Origin of the sequence: Bacillus sp. TH30 (assembly GCF_016650875.1) — a bacterium.
GTDB classification, from domain to species: domain Bacteria; phylum Bacillota; class Bacilli; order Bacillales; family Bacillaceae_G; genus Bacillus_A; species Bacillus_A mycoides.
Map to the genome: position 1 here is coordinate 5,240,796 of NZ_JAEKEY010000002.1, position 22,169 is coordinate 5,262,964.

General features: G+C 32.0%; 17 protein-coding genes, 5 pseudogenes and 1 other annotated feature. Of the genes and pseudogenes, 18 read left to right on the top strand and 4 right to left on the bottom strand.

Annotated features, from left to right (window positions below):
• Positions 1-101 precede the first annotated feature (101 nt).
• From JFU20_RS29080 to JFU20_RS29120, 9 genes and pseudogenes are all read left to right on the top strand, one after another.
• Positions 102-2,240 (top strand): penicillin-binding protein, encoded by a 2,139-nt coding sequence (locus tag JFU20_RS29080; RefSeq protein ID WP_201039205.1) that lies wholly within the window; start codon positions 102-104, stop codon positions 2,238-2,240.
• A gap of 190 nt (positions 2,241-2,430) precedes the next feature.
• Positions 2,431-2,688, top strand: a binding site (T-box leader).
• Between the two features lie 65 nt (positions 2,689-2,753).
• Positions 2,754-3,991 (top strand): annotated as a pseudogene (locus JFU20_RS29085) (MFS transporter).
• Between the two features lie 112 nt (positions 3,992-4,103).
• On the top strand, positions 4,104-5,129 hold the full coding sequence (locus tag JFU20_RS29090) for a serine hydrolase domain-containing protein (protein ID WP_016120294.1): 1,026 nt from the start codon (positions 4,104-4,106) through the stop codon (positions 5,127-5,129).
• Positions 5,130-5,193: 64 nt separating this feature from the next.
• Positions 5,194-5,319: pseudogene (locus JFU20_RS29095) on the top strand (GNAT family acetyltransferase); the annotation flags it as partial.
• 143 nt (positions 5,320-5,462) lie between these two features.
• A complete protein-coding gene (locus tag JFU20_RS29100) occupies positions 5,463-5,930 on the top strand; it encodes a hypothetical protein (RefSeq protein WP_002013189.1) in 468 nt (155 codons plus the stop codon).
• A gap of 79 nt (positions 5,931-6,009) precedes the next feature.
• On the top strand, positions 6,010-6,516 hold the full coding sequence (locus JFU20_RS29105) for a DUF3189 family protein (RefSeq protein ID WP_002013190.1): 507 nt from the start codon (positions 6,010-6,012) through the stop codon (positions 6,514-6,516).
• Between the two features lie 191 nt (positions 6,517-6,707).
• Complete coding sequence (locus JFU20_RS29110; RefSeq protein WP_002013192.1) at positions 6,708-7,514, top strand: DegV family protein; 807 nt, start codon at positions 6,708-6,710, stop codon at positions 7,512-7,514.
• A 151-nt stretch (positions 7,515-7,665) separates the two neighbouring features.
• Positions 7,666-8,889: a methyltransferase domain-containing protein gene (locus tag JFU20_RS29115; RefSeq protein ID WP_002013195.1), complete on the top strand. Its 1,224-nt coding sequence runs from the start codon at positions 7,666-7,668 to the stop codon at positions 8,887-8,889.
• Positions 8,890-9,002: 113 nt separating this feature from the next.
• Positions 9,003-10,306, top strand: a pseudogene (locus JFU20_RS29120) (MFS transporter).
• Positions 10,307-10,511: 205 nt separating this feature from the next.
• Here JFU20_RS29120 and JFU20_RS29125 read toward each other — a convergent pair.
• A complete protein-coding gene (locus JFU20_RS29125) occupies positions 10,512-11,381 on the bottom strand; it encodes an SDR family oxidoreductase (protein WP_002165699.1) in 870 nt (289 codons plus the stop codon).
• Positions 11,382-11,524: 143 nt separating this feature from the next.
• Between JFU20_RS29125 and JFU20_RS29130 the strand changes: the two genes are divergently transcribed.
• Positions 11,525-11,908, top strand: a complete 384-nt coding sequence (locus JFU20_RS29130; RefSeq protein WP_002013202.1) for a winged helix-turn-helix transcriptional regulator — start codon at positions 11,525-11,527, stop codon at positions 11,906-11,908.
• A 91-nt stretch (positions 11,909-11,999) separates the two neighbouring features.
• On the opposite strand, the gene JFU20_RS29135 is transcribed toward JFU20_RS29130, so the two are convergent.
• Complete coding sequence (locus JFU20_RS29135) at positions 12,000-12,698, bottom strand: hypothetical protein (protein WP_002085281.1); 699 nt, start codon at positions 12,696-12,698, stop codon at positions 12,000-12,002.
• A 507-nt stretch (positions 12,699-13,205) separates the two neighbouring features.
• Here JFU20_RS29135 and JFU20_RS29140 point away from each other — a divergent pair.
• Together JFU20_RS29140 and JFU20_RS29145 are read left to right on the top strand one after the other, a co-directional pair.
• Positions 13,206-14,006, top strand: a complete 801-nt coding sequence (locus JFU20_RS29140) for a GNAT family N-acetyltransferase (RefSeq protein ID WP_002165700.1) — start codon at positions 13,206-13,208, stop codon at positions 14,004-14,006.
• Positions 14,007-14,052: 46 nt separating this feature from the next.
• A pseudogene (locus JFU20_RS29145) lies at positions 14,053-14,927 on the top strand (glycerophosphodiester phosphodiesterase).
• A gap of 103 nt (positions 14,928-15,030) precedes the next feature.
• On the opposite strand, the gene JFU20_RS29150 reads toward JFU20_RS29145, so the two are convergent.
• Positions 15,031-15,498 (bottom strand): DUF2306 domain-containing protein, encoded by a 468-nt coding sequence (locus JFU20_RS29150; protein ID WP_002165702.1) that lies wholly within the window; start codon positions 15,496-15,498, stop codon positions 15,031-15,033.
• A 175-nt stretch (positions 15,499-15,673) separates the two neighbouring features.
• Here JFU20_RS29150 and JFU20_RS29155 point away from each other — a divergent pair.
• Positions 15,674-16,203: pseudogene (locus JFU20_RS29155) on the top strand (DUF4269 domain-containing protein).
• A gap of 45 nt (positions 16,204-16,248) precedes the next feature.
• On the opposite strand, the gene pdxR reads toward JFU20_RS29155, so the two are convergent.
• The gene (gene pdxR, locus JFU20_RS29160) at positions 16,249-17,682 is read right to left on the bottom strand and encodes a MocR-like pyridoxine biosynthesis transcription factor PdxR (protein WP_002165703.1); all 1,434 of its coding nucleotides are present in this window, start codon (positions 17,680-17,682) and stop codon (positions 16,249-16,251) included.
• Between the two features lie 152 nt (positions 17,683-17,834).
• Here pdxR and JFU20_RS29165 point away from each other — a divergent pair, with 152 nt between their 5' ends.
• The 5 genes from JFU20_RS29165 to JFU20_RS29185 all read left to right on the top strand — a co-directional run bounded on the left by JFU20_RS29165 (position 17,835) and on the right by JFU20_RS29185 (position 22,145).
• Positions 17,835-18,746 carry a DMT family transporter gene (locus tag JFU20_RS29165; RefSeq protein ID WP_002013214.1) on the top strand — a complete coding sequence of 304 codons (912 nt, stop codon included), beginning with the start codon at positions 17,835-17,837 and terminating at the stop codon, positions 18,744-18,746.
• A 283-nt stretch (positions 18,747-19,029) separates the two neighbouring features.
• Positions 19,030-19,953 (top strand): nucleoside hydrolase, encoded by a 924-nt coding sequence (locus JFU20_RS29170; RefSeq protein WP_002165704.1) that lies wholly within the window; start codon positions 19,030-19,032, stop codon positions 19,951-19,953.
• A 77-nt stretch (positions 19,954-20,030) separates the two neighbouring features.
• A complete protein-coding gene (locus JFU20_RS29175; RefSeq protein WP_002013216.1) occupies positions 20,031-20,495 on the top strand; it encodes a GNAT family N-acetyltransferase in 465 nt (154 codons plus the stop codon).
• 261 nt (positions 20,496-20,756) lie between these two features.
• Complete coding sequence (locus JFU20_RS29180) at positions 20,757-21,326, top strand: DUF4256 domain-containing protein (RefSeq protein ID WP_002013217.1); 570 nt, start codon at positions 20,757-20,759, stop codon at positions 21,324-21,326.
• Positions 21,327-21,698: 372 nt separating this feature from the next.
• Positions 21,699-22,145: an NUDIX domain-containing protein gene (locus JFU20_RS29185; protein WP_002013219.1), complete on the top strand. Its 447-nt coding sequence runs from the start codon at positions 21,699-21,701 to the stop codon at positions 22,143-22,145.
• The last annotated feature ends 24 nt before the right edge of the window (positions 22,146-22,169 follow it).

The following is a 22,169-nucleotide window of genomic DNA, read 5'->3' on the forward strand; positions in this document are numbered from 1 at the left end:
ATTAGTAAAAAAACTTCGAAAAATATAGTATCTACTATATTAAAGAACATATTTAGTAGCGCATCTTCGCATTAATGCATTGTAAAGGAAAGGAGATTAGTATGCATAAACTTCAAACGAATAAAGGCGCTCGATATATGATGATTGCTTTTATTGTTTTGTTTCTTACTATGCTTTTACGTATATTTTATATTCAAGCAGTAGGAGTCGTGCATAATGTTAATGTAAAGGATCTTGCGAAGGAACAACAAAACAAAAATGGAGTTTTAGAGGCAAATCGCGGGACAATTTATGATCAAAACGGTAAAGTATTAGTCCAAGACTCAACGACATATCGCATCGTTGTAAACTTAAAAGGAAAAGATAAATTAAAAGATAAAGAAGATACTGCACAACGTTTAGCAGATGCGCTTGAAGTTGATAAAGAGGAGATCATGAAAAATTTTCATGAAGGACGTACGCAAGTTGAAATTGGTAAAATTGGACGTAACTTATCTAGAGAAGTGAAGGAAGAGATTAATAATTTGAAAATACCAGGTGTATCTTTCACAACAGAAAAAGCCAGAGTATACCCAAATGAAGATTTCGCCTCGTATATACTTGGTTTTGCAAGACCAGACGATAAAGGTAATGCGGTGGGGAAGTTTGGGCTTGAAGAAAGTTTGGATAAATATTTGCGCTCTACAAATGGTAATGTTTCATATGTAGGTTCAAGAAAAGGAATCCCACTTACAAATGATATAGGAAAAGTAGAACCTGCTAAAAATGGAAATAACGTGTATCTTACGCTTGATAAACAAATTAATAGTTTTTTAGAAGACGCGATGAATAAAGCTGAGCAACACTATGATCCTTCTATGTTAGTAGGTATTATTGCGGATCCAAAAACAGGTAAGATTTTAGCAATGTCTAGTAAGCCTAGTTATAATCCTAACAAAGGAGACATTGAATATTTTTTAAACGATCCAATTGCGAATGCATTCGAACCAGGGTCTACAATGAAAGTTTTTACATTAGCTGCTGCAATTAATGAAGGTGTATATAACGGGAAAGAATATTTCCAATCAGGAAAATACGCAGTTGGTTCAGCAGAGATTAAAGATCATAATGGCGGCTATGGATGGGGCTCAATTACATTTGATGAAGGGTTTGAAAGGTCATCGAACGTTGCTTTTTCTATTTTAGAAGACCAGTTACTGAAACCAAATAAATTCAAGCAATATATGAATAAATTTGGTTTCAATCAAAAAACAGGTATAGATTTACCTGGAGAAAGTAAAAATACATTATTGTTAAATACTCAAATTCAACAAGTTACTACTTCTTTCGGCCAAGGCTCAACTGTAACTCCTATTCAAATCGTACAAGCGGCCACAGCAATTGCAAATGACGGAAAAATGATGCAACCTTATATTGTTGATAAGGTTGTAAATCCAACAAATAAACAAGTTATTATGGAAAATCAACCTAAAGAAATAGGGAATCCGATTAAAAAAGAAACTGCAGAAGAGGTAAGGAACTTAATGGAGCGAGTTATTACTTCATCAAAAGGAACGGGAACGATGTATAAAATTGATGGTTATCCGATTGGTGGTAAAACAGGGACAGCGCAAATTCCGAATCCTGAAAATGGACGATATATGGAAGGGAAAGATAATTATATTTTTTCATTCTTAGGAATGGCTCCAATTGATGATCCGCAATTAGTCGTATATTTAGCCATTAAGCAACCTAAATTAAAGGGGAATGAATACGGTGCTCAGCCTCTTGCTGAAATTTTTAAACCAGTTATGAAAAATAGTCTAGAATATTTAAAAGTGAAACCATATACAGAAAAGCAAATGGCAGATGCAACAAAGCAATCTGAAATAAAAGTACAAAATTATGTAAATCAAACAATGGATACTGTAAAAAACATTGCAGAAAAAGAGAAACTTCAGCCGGTATTATTAGGAGAAGGAAAGATAATAAAACAATATCCACAGACTGGCGAGGTAACGAGTGAAGGAGATCGCATATTTCTAGTAGGAAGTAATGTGAAAATGCCTAACCTAAAAGGTTGGTCAATGCGTGATGTTATGTATTTCTCTAAGTTGTTGAAATTAGATTTAAAAACAACAGGTACAGGGTATGTAACGAGTCAAAGCATTGAAAAGGGACAATATATACAAGAAGGTGATACTTTAAAACTAGATTTGGAACCGCCTCTAGAACCATTAGCAGAAGCGAGTACAAATTAATATCGAATTTTGTAAGAGTCTATAGTATAATAGGCTCTTTTTGTTAGAGTTACAAGCAATTTCACGCACCGTATTTTTTAATAAATAAAAAATCAAGTTACAAAATTATAAACGATGCTCACTTTTAAAAAAACTGATTATTCTTTTTAATTATTTACAATATAAAACCTATGTGATAATATGGAAAAAATCAAATGCAGTGAAGAGAAGAGTAAATAAAATGAATTTTTCACAGAGAGCTCCACTTAGCTGAAAAGGAGCAAAAATTCTTTATTGAATCAAGCCTCTGAGCAGCACATCGGAACCTTTTAAAAGTGGATGGTGTGACGGGAGCTCCCGTTATAGAGCTAAGGTATAAGCATGAAAATAGTGCAGTACCTGATAAGGTTAATATGGCGACATATTAACAAACTAGGGTGGCACCGCGATGATAAATCTCGTCCCTAAGACTAAAAGTCTTGGGGGTGGGATTTTTTTATTGTTTTAAAACAATTTAGAAAGCGGGTGCCTAAAGTGAAAAAATTACTTAAAGATTGGAAATATCCTTTATTACTATTGTCCGGAGTTGGTATTGCGAATTTAGGTGCATGGATTTACTTAATAGCACTTAATGTACTTGTCTATAATATGGGCGGCTCAGCTTTAGCGGTTGCTACTTTATATGTGATTAAACCATTAGCTGCTTTATTTACAAACGCTTGGTCGGGAAGTATGATAGATCGTTTAAACAAACGGAAGTTAATGATTCACCTTGATATATACCGCGCAGTATTTATCGCCATTTTACCCTTGCTTCCATCTCTTTGGATTATCTATCTTTTAGTATTCTTTATTAGCATGGCTAGTGCGATTTATGAGCCAACTGCTATGACATATATGACGAAATTAATTCCAGTAGAGCAAAGACAACGTTTCAACTCACTACGTAGTTTAATAGGATCTGGTGCATCATTAATTGGTCCAGCAGTAGCAGGAGTATTATTAATAGCGAGTACTCCAGAGTTTGCTATATATATAAATACTATAGCATTTCTGTTATCAGGGTTAATTACATTACTTTTACCTGATCTTGATAAAAAATACGATTCTAATACAACAACTGATAAGTTATCTCTAACTGTACTAAAAAAGATTGGAACATAGTTTTAAATTTCAGCAAAAAATCTGTGTATATAGTATGTGTTTATTTCCTATTCCAAGGAATGATGGTTTTAGCTACCGCTATAGATTCACTTGAACTATCGTTTGCGAAAGAAGTTTTATTGTTAACAGATAGTGAATATGGCTTTTTAGTTAGTATCGCTGGAGCGGGTTTTATTTTAGGAGCCATAACAAATACAATTTTATCAAAAAAATTAGCACCTTCATTTCTAATTGGGATAGGATCATTATTCATTGCAATCGGATATTTGATTTATGCTTTTTCAAGTGAGTTTTTAATAGCTGCTATCGGATTCTTTGTTTTATCTTTCTCTATGGCATATGCAAATACGGGATTTTACACATTTTATCAAAATAACGTTCCGGTTCATATGATGGGACGAATCGGGAGTATATACGGGCTCGTTATAGCTGTTTTTACAATTTTTATAACGATTCTGTTCGGCGTTGCAACTCAATTCACTTCTATACAACTTGTAGTCATTGTAGGAGTATTGGTAATGCTACTTATTACTATCATATTGTGCGTGTTTACTTTATTACCATCGCGGTCTAAGGTATATTCCGCTGAATCAATAAATTCGAAATAGTTCCCTTGGTTTTTATTTGAAAATTAGGGGGTTGAATAGGAGGTTTCTTTCCCCTATATATGGAAAAATAATTAAGAGGAAAGAACAATACCAATAAATAAGGGTGGTTATTATGATAAAAACAAAAGATCAAATAGAGAAAATTGTAAAAGAAATACATCGGAATATAGATTTTTCTGGGGTAGTCTTAATAAAAAAAGATGATGATATTATTTATGAAAATTCATTTGGATATGCTAACCGAAGTGAATGTATAAACAATACACTACAAACAAGATTTGGAATTGCCTCAGGATGCAAATTATTTACTGCTATCAGTATCTGTCAACTTGTTGAAAGAGGTGTAATTACTTTTCATACAAAGTTAAAAGATTGTCTACATATTAAATTCCCAAACTTTAATGAAGATATTACAGTACATCAACTTTTAACGCATAGTTCGGGTATTCCAGATTATTTTGATGAAAGTATCATGGATAACTTTGAAGACCTTTGGAAACAAACTCCTATGTATCTATTAAAAAGTTTAAAAGACTTTTTACCATTATTCCAAAACAGTAATATGATGTTTACACCAGGAAGTAAGTTTTACTATAATAATGCAGGTTTTATTATACTTGGATTAATTATAGAACAGCAGACAGGACTTGAATTTACGGAATATATAGAAAGAAACATATTTGTTCCAGTTGGTATGAATGATTCAGGCTATTTCTCTTTAGATAATTTACCAAAACATACTGCTCTCGGATATATAAAGGATGTAAATAGTCAAAAATGGAGAACAAATGCATACTCTATACCCATAAAAGGAGGTTCTGATGGTGGTGCTTATATTACTGCACCAGACATGGTGAAATTTTGGGAAGCTCTATTTAACAACGAAATATTAAGCCGCGAATATACGAAGTTACTTTTAACTCCTCATATTTTGGTGAATAATAGCCAGTCTTACGGCTATGGAATATGGATTGAGAAAAGACAAGAAAATATTTTTAAATATCATGTAATGGGATATGATCCAGGCGTGAGTTTTCGCTCGGCCGTATACCCGGAATTAGGAATTACATTAGTTATTCCATCAAATAAAGGGGCAGGACCTGAAAAACTAATGGTGGAAATAGAAGGAGCTTTTTAATTACATGGATATAAAAATTAGAGCATATAAAAAAGAAGACGAAATAGGCTAGGTACGTTGCCGTGTGTTATCTTTTTTAGATACAGCATATTATGACAATGTACTTAGAGGGAAAGAAAAATATGAAAATCCCGCAATTGAACTAGTTGCTATACATGAAGAACAAGTAGTAGGAGACGTACGAGTAAAAAGTACGTCTTTTTACTTTTATAAATAATGCTTAAGGCTGATGGGAAATCACATTCCATATTATACAAATTAAAGTAGCTATCGTATTTCAAACAGAGACGAATATAATTTTCAAAGGTAAACAAGTATATAGGAGGACTCTAAATGGATATTCTATTTGTTATTCTACTTGTTATTCTTATAATTGTATTAATTCAAGGTAAGGAATACAAAGTGAATATTAATCGTATTTGGCTCATTCCGGCTTTGCTGTGCTTTGTAACAATCCAGTCCATTATTCATATGGGACAATTAAATATATTGCAAGGACTTCTCTTCGTTGCAATGCTTGGAATTGGATTGGGTCTTGGAGTTATTAGGGGAAAAGCTTTAACATTTCGATTAGATAGTGAAACAGGTCATGTATTACGAAAAGGAAATTGGTTAAGTACAATTATTCTCCTTGTTATTTTAGGTGCGAAAATCGTGATTAAGCAAAGTATGTTTCCTGGCAGTACTCACCACACATTAATGGTTGTAACGAATGCCTTTTTATGTATCACATTAGGTACCGTAATTAGTAGACGCTATTATATTCGGAAAAAATATAATGAATTAACACAAAAAGCGTAAATACATTCGTCCCTTGTTTAACAACACTGTGAACGGTAATACTAAATAATATTGAACTTTTACAACAAGGGATGATAATATGATATTCATTTACACAGATTTCGGTGGAACGCATTCAACTGCACTCGCTGCAGCTTATCATTTAAATAAATTACCAACAGATCGTAAGTTAACGAAAGAAGAAATATTAAATGTAGATTACTTTAATAAATTGAAAACAGAGGATATGGGAAAGATTATTTTTCATGGACAAGATGAATATGGGAATCCTGTATATACAATTGGGTGCGGGGCATCCAAAGTCGTTGTACCTGCGATGAAGCATTTAGGAGAGATTCTGCAAAAACATTATCACAGCCATGAAAAGATTATTTTTTCTAATACATCACCAACAGTTCCTTTACCAATGACTTTCGGTGGTCTGTTTTCTAGAAGGTTCCACATCGACTTTATCGGCGTACCATTACTCGTATGGGGAGCAAAACTTAGCTGTGATAACATACAAAGGCTTGTTAATTATACGAAAGAAGCTGGCCGATTGACGAATGATTATGTTGTAATTTTAGATAACGAAACATTTAAGTAATGTTAAAAGAAGGCCGGGAAATTTTGTGGTTTTCTTTTTTTGATAAATAGACAAAAAACATTCACATTTATTATTACATCTACTATAGCCAAAATAATAAAGTCCTGTTACTATTACAGGGGATATTCTCTTTTCGTAAGATAAATATATAGAAAAGTCAGAAAAGAGGAACAGAATAAGGGAGGAACAACATGAAGCGTGTTGCTTGGTTTACTGATAGTACAACTGCGAGTTTTACAACAGATGGTGATAACTTTGTTATCCCAATTGAAGTTATTATTGATGGAGTGTCTTATAAGGATTGTGAAGAAGGAGTTCATAAACGTCTTTATGAAGCGTTAAATGATGGAAGAACAGTTACTACTTCGCAACCTAACATAGGGGAAATGGTAGAGTTATTTACTAAATGCAAAGAAGAATATGAAGAAGGCTTTGCAGTTGCTATTAGCGGAAAAGTAAGTGGGACCTATCAAAATATGAAGCTAGCTGCTGATATGGCAGGTTTCCCTTTAACTGTATTAGATAGTGAAACGACAAGTTATCCAATGGATGAACTTTTGAGAAAAGCTAAAACGTTATACAATGATGGTATGACTTTACAAGATATACATAAAACATTAGTAGATGAAAAAAGAAGGCCTTTTTATGTATTTCCAAAAAGCTTAAAAGGTTTATATGCAAGTGGTCGAGTAAAGGGAGTTCAATTTTTACTTGGAAGTTTATTAAGTGTCAACTTAATCTTAGAAGTAAAAGGCGGAGAACTTTTACTTGAAAAGAAAGTGCGTAAAATCCAAAAATGTAGAGAATACATTAAAAATGAGCTTGAAAAAGAATTACCAAAAGTACTTCATATGTTCTATGCTAACGATAAAAATGGAGCTGAAGAATGGATTTCAGATATTAAACAAGCATTCCCTGAAATGGATTTCAAGCTTTATCCATTGCCGATTTCATTTGCTGTTCATGCAGGTGAAGGAACAATAGCAATTAGTTATTAAGAGGAAAACCCGTGAATAATTCGCGGGTTTTTTTATTATATAAAAGCTTCATTACATCATTCCCGTATCACAAATAATAATGTATAGATAAAAGGATTTTTTACTAAAAAAAGAAGTATGTATAAACAAATATTATAATGGTAGTGATATTATGAAAATCGGAAAGTTTGGAGAAAAAAATAATATAAGTATAGATACAATTAGACATTATATGGATCTCGGACTAATTATTCCTGAAAAGAAGGGTAGCCATTATTTTTTTGATGAGTATTGTCAAAAAGATATAGAGCTTATATTAGAGTACAAATGGCTAGGTTTTAGTTTGAATGAAATTAAAGAACTTTTTCTTTATCAAAATTTAGCGAAATCTATGAATTACGAAAAAGATACTCTTTACCAATCTTTATTTAAATCGAAATACGAAATGTTTGAACAAGAAATACAAATTTTAGAGGAGAGAAGGGATAAATTAAAAGAAGTGTTAAATGATTTATCGCTAACAAATGAAACTCCGAATGCTATTATTGGGATAGATTTAAGCGTACTTCATTTACTTACATGTTCTAAGTGTAGCAAAAACCTAATTCTTCAAAATGGAATTATTAATTGCAATCAAATTACAGAGGGAAAGTTAATTTGTAACTGTGGGGAAGAATACATTATTACTTCAGGTATTCTAACAGCTGGCAATTTATTTAAAGCATATGAGCGATCTTCACTTGAAAGTTATATTTCAGATTATATTCATGAAACTGATACTGCATATTTGGAAAATATGCATAGAGAAGGAGAATGGGCGAAAAAGAAACTAATGCAATTAGATTTAAATAACAAAATACTACTTGATATAGGATCGGGTCTTGGGTTCTTTTTGCGAAATATTTATGAAGAACTACCCGAGGATTGCTTATTTATTGCAGTTGATCGAGATTTGAATAAACTACTATTTTTAAAAGATGTATTAGAAAGAAGAAATCCGAAAAGAAACATTCTCTTTATCTGTGCTGATTTTTTAAGTATACCTATTCAGAATCGGTCTGTTGATATTGTAATTGATCACTCTGGTACGAGCAATTATAGTTTTGATCATGAGGATTTTTTACTTCACGAATTAAATCCACTTTTTAAAACGGATTGTTATTTATTAAGTTTATTTATTTTATTTAAAAATTTTAGCATAAACAGCCAAATTAAAACTAGGTTTCGAGAAAATTTTACACTTTCAAAAGTAACGAAAGAAATCCAAAATCTACAGTTTCAATTCATTGATGAAAGAACTTCAAATTATTTGGATCGAGGCGGAAAGTACGAGGATTTCTTTGTTCAAGGAGAAGAAATTTATACATATTCATTTTTCGGAAAAAGATGGGGTTAACCCCATCTTTTTAAATTTTTCTTTTAAAAGTTTTTAATACTAGCATATTGATATTGTGTTGACCCGAGAACTTACACTGTACGTAATACAAAGTTCAGCGGGAGGGAAATGTTATGGGAAGTTTACGATTACATATAGAAAATAAAAAAGAAACCAAGAACTAAGAAATATTTGTTTATATTCAATTGCAAAAACAGTATCAATATCCGGTAGCTCTATATATAGTTTCGCATTAGGATTGTATGTTTTACAAATAACCGGATCAGCGTTAAATTTTGCGATTACGCTCATTTTAGGAACGATTCCAATGATTGTTATGAATCCATTTGCCGGTGTAATTGCAGATAAAGTTGATAAAAAGAAACTGGTCGTTTGCATGGATTTACTAAGTGGAAGTTTATTAATTGTTACTTATATAGTAAGCAGCAATTATGGATTAAACTTATTCATCATTTATGCTACTACCTTTCTTATAACGGTATTTACAACATTTTTTGGAATAGGATTAGAAGCCGCAAAACCAAATATCGTCTCTAAAGAGCGGCTTATGAGTATTAACTCTATAAGTAAAATTATCGATTCTGTATCTTTAATTCTCGGTCCTATGTTAGGTGGCATCGTTTTTGCAGTCTTTGATATTAAAATTTTTATAATTATAAACGGTATTTCATTTATTCTTTCGGGTATATCCATATTATTTATTCATTTTAAACTGTTCGAGTTCAACATAAATGAGGAATGCCCAAAAAGGAGAATTAATTTTATTAAAGATATAAAAGAGGGGTTTTCATACTTAATTGAAAAGGAAAGCTTAAAGAATACGTTTCGAATTTTAATTTCACTTAATTTCTTCTTAGGGTTTGCTGTAACTGTTCCATTGCCATACATTATTAACACAGTTCTCAATCTTAGTTCTAAGCAATTTGGTATCATTCAAGGGACTTTTCCAGTAGGGATGATAATTGGTGCAATTTTAGTAAAAAAGATAACTAATCGTTTTTCTTACTCTTATCTTTTGAAAAAGCTAAGTTCAATGTTGGCAGTTTTTATGATTATTTCAGGAATTCCAGTTCTATTCAAAAGTTTTGAAGTAAATGATTTTGTATACGTTATTACGTATTGTGTTGTTATGTTCTTTTTAGGACTAATAATAGCGTTAATTGATATTCCTTTAATTTATTTCATGCAAAAAGAGATTCCTGATGAATATAGGGGGAGGGTACTCAGTATTGGATTAAGTATAGGTAAAATGATGCAGCCAATAGCATTGGCATTATCAGGTCTATTATTAAATTATATTCCAGCCTATACACTTCCAATTGCAGGAGGAATAGTATTTCTTATTTTGAATAAGGCTTATTCAAATAAGTTGAACTTAGAAATTCATTCAAAAGATTATAGTGTTTTGCGTAGCTAAGTAAATTTGTTAAGTAACAAAAAGATGTTTATTTTGCAATAGAGTCCTTTAAAAAATAATAATGTTGTTTAAAAATCCTTCTTTAACTAAAGTGATAGATGGTCGAAGTAAAGGCAGTAATAAAGAAGTGCCATTCCTAATGTGGACTGGCACTTTGTAAGATACAAAATTTATTATTTGATCTCGGCTGTAGAATTTGATTTATCTATTTTGTATTTACTAATAAATGTGTTAATGCTTGCTTTAATGGTGTAGCCTGACGTTCTAATAAGAAATTTAAATGGGTATGTGTTGATTCTAATCCTCCTTCACGAATCCCTTTTTGAGTCATTACTAACATTGGAAGGTAGGCTTCAGGTACTCCAGCACCTTTTAACATTTCTTCATAAGAAGAGTCATCTACTTCTAATAAAGGAATTTCTTTACCTAATACTTCACTTAATGTATCAACAAATTGCTGTTGTTTTAAATTTTCACCAGAAAGTTCATAAATCTTATTTTTGTGACCATCAGCTACCAAAACATTCGCTGTTGCTTCAGCTAAATCCGGACGATATACCCAACCGATTTTCCCTTCTCCTGCAGAAGTCACCCAAGGGGCACCAGCCATACAGCTTTGAATTGTACCAAGTTCATTTTCTACATACCAGTTGTTACGCAGAATCACATAAGGAATACCTGATTCAATAATTGCTACTTCACGTGCTCTATGCATGCCCGCTAGGAAAAAGTCATTTCCTTCTGCTCTTGTAACACTTGGATAAATAATTTGTTTTACACCTGTTGCTTTGGCAGCTTCTACTGCATTTGTATGCTGACGTATAACTGTATCAAAGTCACCAAATGTTGACATGATGAATAAATGATCAACATCTTTGAATGCTGAAAACAAGGTTTCTTGATTTTCAAAATCCGTTACACGTACTTCTAAGCCTTGTTCCTTATAGCTAAGTGCTTTTTCAGACTTGTCATCACGTACCCCAACAATTATTTCTTCAATTGATAATCTGGTAAGTAAATACTCAACAATTTTAGAACCTAAATTTCCGTTTGCACCTGTTACTAAAACTTTCATACAATCTCCTCCGTTACATACAGCGTTATTTTTGATTTTTGTATACATTACATATACTATTTCTTAAGAAGGATTTATGTAAGTAGGCACAATTTAATAACATAGTCATAAAAATAGTACTTAGAGAAAAAGGAGATTTTATTATGGCACGTTTTAGTTATCAAGATGAATCGGTTTCTGAAGAAACACAGCAAGAAATTTGTCCATTAACAGTTACCCAAAATGCAATTGCAGGAAGATGGAAAATCGTGATTTTGTGGCATTTAAGCAAAAATAAAATTATTAGGTTTAATGAATTATTGAGGATGTTACCTGGCATCTCAAAAGGAATCTTAACTAGACAATTAAGAGAGCTTGAAGAGGACGAGCTAGTACACAGAGAAGTTTATAAAGTTGTTCCACCAAAGGTAGAATATTCTTTAACAGAGCAGGGGGAAAAGTTTATACCTGTATTAGAAGCAATGCAAGCTTGGGGTAAAGATTTACTAAATAAAAAAATAGAGATGTATGAAAAGCGTCAGGACTAATAAATTATTAATACCTTCTTATTACCAATAGGAAGGTATTAAGTTCAAATTAAATACTGAACAATTTATTAATGTAAGTTGTACTGGAAAACTATCGTAATTCGGCTGTCTTTCTAATAACTATTTTATCAATATCATCTTCTTCATCACCAATAAATAATCCGCGCTCTTTTAAATATGTTTCGAAGTATAAATCTGCTTCTGCACGTTCATCATATGGCTTTACAGATAGAACGAAACCTAATTTATTTTGCTCCTCTAAATGAGAAGTGGAGATGTAAGCCGGTACATTGTGGCGTAAAAAGAGCTCTTTAACCGGAATAATCATATCTTTCATTAATTTCGTTAGCATACCCATTTCAAACTCAAAATTAAAGCGATCTATACTAGATAAATCCGCGAATACTACACCAATAAAACCTGTATTAAATACTTCTTGATATTCAATGTCTTCGTCACCATAAAAATTCTTTTCGATCAAATAATTTATAAAATAAGAAACACCATCACTTTGTTCAAAAGGTTTTGTTGAAAGAACGAAGCCAATTTTCTGTTGTTTATGTAAATACACACATGACATGTATGCAGCGATATTATGTTCTTTAAATAATGCACTCGTTGCTCCAGATAGACCATCTAGTACGTGATGAACAATTTGAAGTTTTTTACGAGCGAAATAATAGGATTTCTTTTGTAACTCCAATGTATCAATAAAGACAGAGCCGATAAAGCCTGTATTTGAAATAATAGGTGTTTGCTTTTTTCTTCCTCTGCGCTTTGCTTGAGTCATTGTTAAAATCATCCCTTCATGTACAATTAAAATAAAAAGAACGTTTGTTCGTATATTTATATTTTACTATTAAAACGCTCTAAAGTAAAGGGTTTTTGATGAAAAAACAACAAAAAAGACACCTGTAAAAGGTGTCTTAAACGCTGTAGGGAAGAGGGTTCATCCCAACTATTTATATTATGATACAGAAACAATCTCTTCTGTATCTTCTACATCTAAATGACAGTCCATAGTACGGACATCTTGATCCTCATGACTTCCGAAATAAATAGTAATTTTCATATGTATCGCTCCTTTATTCTAGGAATACCTAAAATAATTACTAGTAATGTTAATATTTATTATATACCACTTTTTTCATTCCGACAACGTTATATCATTTTTAATTCTTTTAGGGCGCATAGAGTGATTTATAGAGATATTTTTATAGAAATAGGTACATTTCTTATATGTTATATTTAATACTGAAGGATTCGAATACGAATTTTTATGAAAGGAGCAAAATTAATGAATTATAAACAGTTACTAATAGACAATTTCACATATAAAACCTCATATATTGCGCGGCAGGTAAATGGAATGGATGTAAAAGAAACGAAGGATTACATTACTATCGACTGCGGATTACCTGCAGATACATTTAATATTATTACACTACTAAATAGTAATGTAACGGAAGGGATTGAGAAATTATATAAGGAGGTAGAATGCTATAATCAAAAGAAATTTTCAATGAGTGTTTGGTTTTGGGATGATAAACAAGAACAGACTATAAAAAGCGAATTAATCAAACTTGGTTTAAAAGAAGCAGAACAGAATATCGCGATGGTAGCAGACTTAAGAAAAATTCATCCAATAATAGACATTCCAGTAGGTTTTACAATACAAAAAGCAACATCGCCAGAACAAATACAACAATTTGGCGAAACGTTAGCGGCTTTATTCGGTACATCAGCAGAAGGTACTCACGTTCAAGCATACTATAATCAAATTTCTTCTTTAGATGTATGGAATAGCGATGACATGAAACTATACTTAGGTCTTTATAAAGGTGAGGTAGTATCTGTTGGCTCTTTAGTATGTACGAAAGATAGTGTCGGTATTTATGATATAGCGACTAAAGAAGAAATGAGAGGAAAAGGTTTTGGCTCTACTATGTTTAATTTCCTGCTGCAAGAAGCAAAACAATTAAAAAATATGTACTGCGTACTACAAGCTTCACCTGATGGAATTAACATTTATGAAAAATCTGGATTTAAAGCTGTAGGACAAATGACTGTTTTTGAAAACCAGCATTTATTTGGATAATTCATCCAAATAAAATCGCTTTAAATATAGGAGTTAACATACCGTTATGAAAAAAATATCTCTAATTACACTCATATGCTTCTTTATGGTAATAAGCATCTTTGTTTTTCAGCAAATAAATGAACATAAATACATTAAAGCTACTAATACATTAAATCATATAAAAAACATTGCACATAGAGGTGCATCTGCATATGCACCAGAACATACAATAGAAGCTTACAAATTAGGACAACAATTAAAGGGAGACTATATAGAAATAGATCTTCAAATGACAAAAGACGGACGTTTAATAGCTATGCACGATGAAACATTGGATCGTACAACGAACGGTACTGGATTAGTAAGAAATCATACATTAACAGAAATAAAACAACTTGATGCAGGCAGCTTTTTCAATGAAAAATACCCCGATTTAGCAAAAGAAGAATTTAAAAATGCTAAAGTTCCAACACTAGAAGAAATTATTGAAACGTTTGGACATAATGCTAACTATTATATCGAAACAAAATCACCAGATGAATATCCTGGAATGGAAGAAAAACTATTAGAAATTATAAATCGCTACCAAATAAATGATAAAGCTATTATTCAATCATTTAGTGAAGAAAGTCTGCGAAAGATTCATAATTTAAATGCCAATATACCGTTAGTACAATTATTATCATATAAAAAAGCAGTTCAATTAACAGAACTAGAAATTGAGAATTATAAAAAATACTGCATTGGCCTAGGAATGAACTTTAAATATATTGACGCAGCCTATGTAAAAAAATAAAGAAATATGGATTAGAAGTGCATCCATTTACAGTAGATAATGAAAAGGATATGAAAAAGTTACTTATATGGGGTGTAGACGGGGTGTTTACTAATTATCCGGATCGTTTACATTCAATAAAGCCTTTAAAAAAACAGAAATAAAAAGAATCCAATAAAACTTGGATTCTTTTTATTTTCTCTTCTATGTCTTTACTACATTAAATATCATTTTTACAAAACAAACTAGAAAGTAAACAAAATGCAATTAATTTTTCCTTTGTTTTTTATATTTTCTTGATACACTGGCTACGAGAGGAATACCGATTATAGTAGGTAAGAACCAAAACCATATTGGTGGAAGTAGATTTAAAATAGGGATATACATACCAATGTTTACTAAAAGTGCGGTAACTGCACCAATATAAGAGCCTAACATACCTCTAATATGGTGTTGCAACCAATTTCTCCATCGTTTTTTTCTTGCGAGATATCCGTAAATCGCAAATGAATAGGAGATAATTGCTACATAAAATAAATATGCGATTTCATCCCACTTTATAATGGCCAATATAATTGCCGTCAGGGTTATGACAACATAAGATGCATGATATATTTCGCCCCATTCCGTATGTTTTCCTTTCTTTTTTTGAGTAACCATCGCTACAATACCAGTAATTAAACATATGGTTCCAAATAATATGTGTATGGTCAAAAGAATATTGAAAATGCTCATAAAAGTTCCTCCTTTTTTATTTTTATAGTATTGCAGTATAGGAGAAAAGTTGAAAAATATAGTTAGTTCGCCTTAATATATTGAAATAAAGGTACTCCTAGAACAAAATGAAATGATTAAATTTTTTCTCAAATTTAGTGAGATGAGTATTACGTTAAATGAAGGAGAGACTTCTATATTTACATCTATCACATACTTACAATCCGGGAACGATAAACAACAAAAAGTTTACGACGTTATGAATAAGCTAAACATAATGGCGGATTTAGCTTTATATAGTCCTGTACTTTGCGGGACAATCTCTATTAGAATTGATACCCTTCACTCTGACTTAGATATTGTAATGGAAGTACATAATTATGATGTTTTTGAACAGGAAATTAGATCTTTGTATGGTTCATATGAAGGTTTTGAAATGAAAAAGAAAAACATTAGAAATATCTTAACAATAAAGGCAACTTTTCAATTTGAAGGTTTTGAATTTGAATTATTTGGTCAACCGCAGCCAGTGCGTAACCAAAATGCATATAAACATATGATAGTGGAGCACATGCTATTAATGCAGCATCCCCATATTAGAAAAAAATCATCCAATTAAAAGAACAAGGCATAAAAACAGAACCGGCTTTTGCACAAGTATTAAAAATTGACGGAGATCCTTATGAAGAACTTATTTTATTAGGACAGGAAATGAGATTTTGGTAAATAGGGTACACATAAAAATCCTCTTTATATAAAAGAGGATTTTTATTATGCCATTAACTTACGAATTAAATTACTTAATATATAAATACCTTGAGTAATTTGTTCAGAGGAAGCATATCCATACGATAAGCGTATGCACTGATCCGATTCTTCTTCATAAATACGTCCTGGGTTTAAAAGAACTCCCTTTGATAGTGCTTCTGAAAACAGTTTTTTCATTGGAATGTTAGGTACAACCGTTAGCCATATAAAAAATCCACCACTTGGAATATCCCATGTAGCAATATCTGCACAATACTTGTCTAAAGCTTGTAACATCATTCGTCTCCGCTCTTTCAGGTGGATCCTTACGTTCGCAACGTGTTCTTCATAAAATCCTTTACTCAACCATTCTGCAGCAACTCTTTGTGATAAAGAACTTGATCCATAGTCAGTTTGCATTTTTATGTCTGACAATCTCTCAATAACAGGCTCTGGCCCGATAATCCAGCCAATTCTAAGTCCTGGGCTAAGTGTTTTAGATAGACTGCCGATATATAAAATATGTCCATGTTTATCCATCGACTTTAAAGGTAGTGGCGGTATTTCATCAATCCATAATTCACGGTAAATATCATCTTCAATGATAGGCAATTGTTCTTTTTCGCATATTTTTAGTATTTCTTTTCTTCGATCCTTGGACATTAATACACCCGTCGGATTTTGAAAACAAGGAATCGAATATAAAATATTTTTCTTTTGACTATAATTAATTCTTCTTAACAAGTCATTAGGGATAATTCCATGTTGATCCATCTGTATTCCAGAAAGGTGAATATTAGCCGATTGAAATACATGAAGAGAATATAAGTAAGAAGGTCGTTCAAGTAAAACAGTTGACTCTCTATGTAAAAGACCGATTGATATTAATTGTAATGCCTGTAATGCACCAGAGACTATTAATATAGAGCTTGGTGATGTATTTATTCCAAATGATTTTACATAATTACTTATTGCTTCACGTAAAGGGAAATATCCTTTTTGTTCTTCATATCCGAAATAATCTAGTTCCTCACATACGTTACGCATAATGAATTGCATAGTTTCTAACGGGAAAAGATGAGGTGCAAGTTCTCCTTTACTAAGATGAATCAATTTTTTATTTGCTTCTGCTTTATTTATTTCTCGTACCATTAACTTGCTTGGTTTATGAATACCAGCCTTTACATATTCACTCCAATCGGGCGGGGGATTGGTGGCTAATAATGACCATGTATTATTCGTTACAATTGTTCCTGACCCGATTTGCCCTTGAATTAAGCCATCTGCCATAAGTTCTTCTAGTGCGGTTATTACAGTACTACGATTTACATGAAATAATTTCGCTAACTGCCGCTGGCTAGGAACCTTACTTCCAATCGGCCATTCTCCGTATTCAATTTTTTCTTTCATATAGTCTATTATCTGCCGATATTTAGGCAGTTTTTTATCAGTAGACATATTAAAAACTCCCTCATTCATTTTAAAAATGCAAAGTGGTTGGTTTTTTCGAGGATTAACTGGTTGAAGACATTGTATCAACTATTAAATATGATGAAAAGAAATAATTGGTAATTAGAAAATGGCTGGTTTATTGGAGAGGGAGAGAAAATATGCATAATAAAAAATGGGATTTTCGTATTGTATGTGCTCACGCTTTTACGATTCTTATATGGGGAACAGCTTTTCCAGGAATTCGGATGGGGCTTGAAGCTTACACCCCTGAACACCTTACTTTGCTACGATTACTAATTGCTTCTTTGATTCTTCTTCTGTTTTCACTTATATACAAATTACGGTTACCTGATTTAAAAGATATTCCAGTAATTTTTATATTTGGTGCTCTAGGATTTACTATTTATCATATTGCACTAAACTACGGTGAACAGAGTGTAAATGCTGGACCTGCTAGTTTAATTGTTTCAGTAACACCTATATTAACGGCAATTCTTGCTTCTATTTTTATGAATGAAAAAATGAAATTAAATGGTTGGATTGGTGGTGTAATTAGTTTAGTAGGAATTGCTTTTTTATCGTTAAGTCAAGGAGATTCCATTCAATTGAATAGTGGGGGATTACTAATATTATTGGCGGCAATTTCAGAAAGTCTATTTTTCGTTTTTCAAAGGCCATACTTAAAAAAGTACGGTTTCTTGCCATTTACAATATATACAATTTGGTCTGGTACTGTATGTATGCTTATTTTTTTGCCAGGGATTTATCAAGAAATCGTAACAGCTCCTATAGAAATTACTTTGAGTGTTATATATTTAGGTGTGTTCCCGACAGTACTGCCGTATATTGCATTAGCATATATTACATCCCATGCCAGTGCTTCTGAGGCAACAAGTTCTCTATATTTAACACCAGTAACTGCATGTATTGTCGCTTGGATATGGTTAGGTGAGGTGCCAACCTTTGTTTCGATAATTGGAGGGGGAATTACTATACTTGGAGTTGTGATTGCTCATTTAACATTTAATAAAGATGATTATAAGCAAATTGAGAGTGAAAAAGTATGGTAAGACATCCCTGCGAGTATTTGCAATTTGAATGCAAAATTTCGGATTAATAACAGGCTTTCAATTCTATAAATATAGTGGGAAAAATCTATATTAAAATCAGTTAGTCCAATATTTGTACGAGATTTAATTAAACTGGTAGATTATTTATCTGCAAAAGAACTAGCATAATGCTAGTTCTTTTTTATCAATACATTACTCACCATTAATATTTGCTTAGAACTGTATAGATTTAAATTATTTCCACATATACATAATTATCTTACCTATGAAAGGAGTGCATTTCTTGGAGAAGGTTTTATTTTTTGGAGACCCAGGTATTGATGATTCGTTTGCAATTATGTATGGCTTACTGCATCCTGAAATTGAAATTGTTGGTATCGTAACTGGATATGGAAATGTTGAACATATACATGCCGCTCATAATGCCGCATATATTTTACAGTTAGCAAACAGACAAGATATTCCTGTAATTAGCGGTGCAACAGGCCCACTTACAAATGAGATTACAACGTATTACCCTGAAATCCATGGACCAGAAGGATTAGGGCCCATCCATGTACCGGAAAGTGTGTTATCTATTCCTATATACAATTTTGGTAGTATTGCTGCGATTCTTGTAAAGTATGGAGAAGATTTAACAATTGTCGATGTAGGAAGATCTACCTCGTTAGCGATTGCTTTTAATTTATGGAACGACTTGATGTTAAATATAAAAGGAATTTATTTTATGGGTGGTGTCTTTTTAGAAGCAGGGAATGTTACTCCATTAGCAGAGGCAAACGTGTACGGAGATCCTATAGCAAGTCAAATTGTATTTCAGCAAGCGAAAAATATAACGTTATTCCCTTTAAATGTAACAAATAAAACGGTTTTAACCCCAAGTGTATTTACTTACATTTTAGTTAATACACAAAATCCATTTAAGTCGATTATGAAACCCATGTACGATTATTATTTATCAGCATACCAAAAACTCAATCCATCTATTGAAGGGCCATTATTACACGATGTACTTGCTATAAGCGGTTTAGTGAATCCTACATTTTTAAATTATACATCCCGAAAAGTGACTGTGGATATATGTGGCGAAACGAAGGGACAAACTTTTGCTGATTTTCGCCCACACTCTAAATCTGAAGGGGCGCGTATAGCGTTACAATTAGATGAGGAAAAATTTATTCAGGATTTTATGAAAATCATGTTATAAGTTGATGTCGAAAAAGGGAATCATTTCACTCCGTTGAATATAAAAGATAAATTCTCTTTTTAAAGGAGCTTAAAATAGTGAACGTTCAATTAAAAATTGTTACGAGAGAAAATTGGGAAGACGTATTAAAGTTACGAGTTAAAGAAAATCAAATCTATCTTGTTCCCGCAGTGGCAGTATCACTTGCTAAAGTATACATAAAACCAGATGGTGAAAATGTCGAATATATTCCATTCGCTATATATGATGGTGACCTTATAGTTGGTTTTATTATGCATGCTTTTGTACGAGAGTCAACAGATATGTATTGGATTAACGGATTTATCATTGATGAAAGAGAGCAAGGAAAAGGATATGGAAAAGCAGCATTACAGGAAATCATTAACTTAATAAAAAATAACTTTAAAGAGTGTGAGGAAATTAGATTAACTGTCCATAAAGATAATATTTCTGCAAAGAAACTATATGAATGTTATGATTTTAAACCATTAGGAAATGTATATGACGGTGAGGAAGTATATCGCTTATTGTTGTTGAAATAAAGATGTACTGTTTTGAATAAAGTTATATCGTGTATTTATAGTGAAAAGGAAAAGAACATCTAGAATTGAAAGATCGATTAAGAAACTGTTTTGAAATAATAAGTTGTTCCGTTAAAGGGTCATATTGCGGAGAATTGGTTGTACTAATTCATATAAATTATCGCAAACTCAATTCACGCAATTATTTAAACATTTTATTATAAAACAGTATTTATATATACTTAAACTATCATTAATAAAAACATCAATGGAGGAACTAATATGAAAGAAAGCAATAAAAAAGAGTTGTCACTAGAGCAACGTGAAGAATTACTACAAACATTGAAAGATCGTTTTGAGAATAATATGAACCGTCATAAAGGTCTAGAATGGGCTAATGTTCAAGAAAGGCTGGATGCTAATACTGAAAAGTTGTGGTCGCTCAACGAAATGGAACGAACTGGTGGCGAACCTGATGTTGTTGATTTTGATAAAGAAAAAGGCGAATATATTTTTTATGATTGTTCAGCAGAAAGTCCTAAAGGTCGTAGAAGTGTTTGTTACGATCTTGAAGCGCTAGAATCAAGAAAGAAACATAAACCAGAAAATAACGCTATTGATATGGCAACTGCCATGGGTATTGAACTATTAACGGAAGAAGAATATCGTACATTACATAATCTTGAAAATTTCGATATGAAGACGTCGAGTTGGGTGCAAACACCTTCTGATATTAGAGAACTTGGCGGTGCCCTTTTTTGCGATTATCGCTTTGGACACGTCTTTGTGTATCACAATGGGGCAGAATCTTACTATGCCGCAAGAGGCTTTCGTGGTTCGTTAAGAGTCTAAAATTTGTACAGGTAGGTAAATTTGAAGTAGAAAATAGATTTGCTTAAGGAATAGTAGTGATTGCATACTTTAGCTACGGCTTCGATTTTGAGGACGCAAAGAATAGGGCTAATCAAACCTTATTGTAAAAGAATGAATCAACTAAAAATATTAAGAGTATGTTTTGATAATTTTCTTCATAAACATACTCTTTTTTAGAATCATTTATCAAAATTATTAGTTTTAATTAACGTATAAACGAGAACTTGTAAAAGGTACTCTTGCAATTATCAATGAAATTCACCCATATGAAACACCTATGATTTATATTATCCCGCTTTTAAATGAAAATTTTCGAGCAAGTATAAAGTGAATGATTAGGAGGAATACAAAATGAAAAGTAAATTCCATCATATTGTACGAGCTATCATGATACAAGATGAAAAACTACTAGTTGCTGAATACATAGGCCATCACTATTTTTTACCCGGTGGTCATGTGGAAATTGGGGAATCAGCAGAGAATGCACTAATAAGAGAGTTACGAGAAGAACTTGGAGTAACTTGCAGTATAAAACAATTTTTAGGCGTCATAGAAAATCAATGGCAAGCCAAAGAAACCCTCCACCACGAAATTAACCACATTTTTGAAATAGATTCAAATGAGTTAAAATCCGATTTCACTCCAATATCTAAAGAGTCCCATTTAGCATTTCACTGGATTGATTTTAATAAAGAAAATATAAATTCCTATACAATAATGCCGACACCTTCAGTAAAAGAATTACTAGAAAGAAAATTAAGTGATGAACTATTAACTTGCTGGATTAGTAACTTTTAATTGTCTCTATTTATATTAATTCCG